3 protein-coding genes are annotated in these 2,822 nt (G+C 40.6%); all 3 read left to right on the top strand.

Going from position 1 to position 2,822, the window contains the following annotated elements; translation table 11 throughout:
* The first annotated feature begins 486 nt into the window (after positions 1-486).
* Positions 487-864 (top strand): helix-turn-helix domain-containing protein, encoded by a 378-nt coding sequence (locus I4641_RS23590; RefSeq protein WP_229643029.1) that lies wholly within the window; start codon positions 487-489, stop codon positions 862-864.
* Between the two features lie 186 nt (positions 865-1,050).
* Entirely contained in the window at positions 1,051-2,217 is a 1,167-nt protein-coding gene (locus I4641_RS23585; RefSeq protein WP_229643028.1) for a Fic family protein, read from the top strand.
* A gap of 153 nt (positions 2,218-2,370) precedes the next feature.
* The coding region (locus I4641_RS23580) for a recombinase family protein (protein WP_229643027.1) at positions 2,371-2,822 on the top strand (452 nt) is incomplete at its 3' end.

The raw sequence follows: 2,822 nt of genomic DNA, 5'->3' as shown, positions 1-2,822 counted from the left end.
GGTTTTGTGCGCTGTACTTTTCTTGGCATGAGTTCTTAGATTGAGATCCTTAACTGTTAGCTTGGTAGAGCGAGTATTTTCTTTTTCCTACTGTCGGAAGGGGTCGAGGGGAAGGCTTTCCCCCGCTAGCCCCCCAAGTACTTTAATTTGAACGTTAGTACATTAATGTATTACTTGGGGTGGGCTAGCTTACTTTCTTTTTTTCGGGCTTTGGCTGAGTCACTTGGTAAATATCTTTCCTACCAATTATATAATAGTTAAAGTTATTTTTTCAAAAGGTAATATATTTATTTTATGCGAATTATTGCCCGTAGCACTTTACGCACTTTTTGGTCTAGATATCCTGATTCCGAGCAACCTTTAAAAGCCTGGAAAGCGCGAAGCATATAGTGCATTATGGCAAAGCCTTTCAGATGTTAAAAATCTTTACCACAATGCTAGTAAGTGGCAAACAATCGTGTTGTTTTAATATTAAAGATAACAACTATGGAATTACGCCCGATTAAAACCGAATCTGATTATCAAAATGCCCTAATTGAAATTGAAAGACTGTTTGATGCCAAACCTAATTCGCTCCTATTAGATCGCCTGGATATTTTGACTACATTGGTAGAGGCTTATGAACAGGAGCATTATCCCATTGATGCTCCAGATCCAATTTCGGCAATCTTGTATTATTTGTCAGCTCGTGGATTATCTCATCAAGATTTAGCAGCTTCAATTGGCGATACGGAACAAGTAACGGCAATCTTAAATAGACAACAAGCATTAAATTTAGATGCGATTAGACGTTTGAATCAAGATTTTGGGATTCCCGCCGAAGTACTGATTAAGCCTTATTCATTGTCTAAGACTTCTGCTTAGTTTTATTCAACCATTTTTGGAAGTGATCGCCAATTAAGAATAGTCATACAAACATTAAATCGCTCGGTGATCGTCGAGCGTGTTTTGTTCGGTCAGAAAGCAGCAATTAAAACGGCAATTAAACAAAATTAAAAATGCTATAATTCATACCTGGCAAGTAAAATTAGCGGCAAACAAAACGGCAAAATGCAGGAGTCAATTTCATTAATTGAACCTTTGATGCCATCGGTAGAGAATAGACAACTGGTAAATTTGGCATCGGAATTAATTGAAGCAGCAGCAGGTTTGAATCAAAGCGTCCATCCAGCATTGAGACAAGAATTGGGGACGCTAGTACGCTCGATGAATTGCTACTACAGCAATTTAATTGAAGGTCATCGCACCCTCCCCAGAGATATCGAACGGGCTTTAAACTCCGATTTTGTTGACGACGAACGAGCTAGAAACCTGCAATTAGAAGCTTTAGCTCATATTAAGGTACAAGAAAAAATCGATCTGGGTTTGGCACAAGGTTCGGCAGAATCAGCAGCGCGAATTTGTTGGCTGCATGAGGAATTTGCCAAGTTAATACCAGCCTCTATGCTCCAAATAACTAATAAGTCAGGAGATAAAGTTATTGAGCTAGTTCCAGGACAATATCGCAGTGGAGAAGTGATTGTAGGCAAGCATATTCCTATTTCTGCTGCTGCAATTCCTGCTTTTTTGGCTCGGTTTGAGCGAGTCTACAACCCCGAACGATTATCTAAGATTAGTCAAATTATTGCTGCTGCTGCCTCCCATCACCGTTTGCTGTGGATACATCCTTTTTATGATGGCAACGGTCGAGTCAGTCGCTTATTTTCTCATGGCTACCTAACTGAAATTGGCATCGGTAATAGCCTCTGGTCGGTGGCGAGGGGTTTATCCCGTAATGTTGAGGACTATAAAAAGTTTTTAGCCTTAGCCGATTCTCCTCGCTGGAACGACCTCGACGGACGGGGTAATCTAACTGCCAAAGGCTTGATTGAATTCTGTGTGTTTTTCCTCAATGTCTGTTTAGATCAGATTAAATTTATGTCTTCTCTAATCGAACCAGAGAAGATCTTAACCCGCATGGAAATCTATACCGAAGAACAGGTTCGCCTGGGTAATTTACTGCCCAATTCTTTTCTATTGCTCAAGCAGCTCTGGTTAGAGGGAGAAATTCCTAAAAGTCGTGTCCCTCAAATTGTTGGCTACAAGGAAAGACAGGCGCGTACTCTACAAAATAAACTAGTTGAATCCAACCTCATCGTTGCTGATTCAGTTCGTTCCCCTCTCAGGCTTAATTTTCCCATCGCCGTCGCTGAACGTTATTTTCCTTCCTTGTTTTAGATAAGCGATCGCGGAGTAAAAATTCTTGTCTTCGTGTAGCGTCTCAAAAAGTGTACATTACGAGACATAAATTTTACTTTGTCTCAATTCATGTCTCAAAATATAATTCTTACCAGGTCTTAGAATTTATGAGACATTTGAGAGGAATTAAATATGGCATTGATTGGATATGCGCGGGTTAGTTCGGTGGGTCAGAGTCTTGATGTTCAATTAGACAAATTGAAACACTGTAAAAAAACCTATCAAGAGAAACAAAGTGGCACGAATCAAAAACGTCCCGAACTAAAAGCCTGTCTTGATTATATCCGAGAAGGAGATACTCTAGTAATCACCCGATTGGATAGATTAGCCCGTTCTACTTTGCACCTATGTCAGATTGCTGAAACCCTGAGAGAAGAAAAGGTAGATCTTCAAGTACTCGACCAGAATATCAATACCAGCGATGCCACAGGAAGGCTGCTATTTAATATGTTGGGGGCGATCGCACAGTTTGAGACGGAAATTCGCGCCGAGCGTCAGATGGATGGGATTAACAAAGCCAAAGAGAGAGGTGTGGCTTTTGGCAGAAAAAGGAAAATGACGACTCAGCAGATTGAGGAGCTTCG

The organism is Waterburya agarophytonicola KI4, from assembly GCF_020640915.1.
In the GTDB taxonomy this organism is placed as follows: domain Bacteria; phylum Cyanobacteriota; class Cyanobacteriia; order Cyanobacteriales; family Xenococcaceae; genus Waterburya; species Waterburya agarophytonicola.
This window is presented reverse-complemented; position numbering and strand designations above follow the sequence as displayed.